This is a genomic window from Streptomyces sp. MMG1533 (genome assembly GCF_001279775.1).
Lineage (GTDB): Bacteria > Actinomycetota > Actinomycetes > Streptomycetales > Streptomycetaceae > Streptomyces.
In genome coordinates, this window is record NZ_LGDG01000186.1 from 1 (window position 1) to 271 (window position 271).

Below are 271 nucleotides of genomic sequence, written 5' to 3' on the forward strand. Positions count from 1 at the left end.
GGACATGAACGACGACCACCTCGCCGCCTGGCAGTTGGATGTGCACGGCAACCCGGTCGGCGAGCCGCAGCGCTACTTCTACGACCTCACCGGCACCACAGCGCACCGCGATGCACAGATCCGGCACGCCCTGACCCGGCTGCTGCACCACACCCGCCGCTGCGGGGCCACTGCGATCGCCATCGAAGACCTCGACTTCGCGGCGCAGAAGGGCCGCGAGAAGCACGGCCGCAACAAACGCTTCCGCCGCCTGCTCTCCCGCTTCCCCACC

At 69.4% G+C, this 271-nt stretch carries 1 pseudogene; it reads left to right on the plus strand.

Annotated elements, in window-relative coordinates:
* A pseudogene (locus tag ADK57_RS18805) lies at window positions 1-271 on the plus strand (IS200/IS605 family accessory protein TnpB-related protein); the annotation flags it as partial.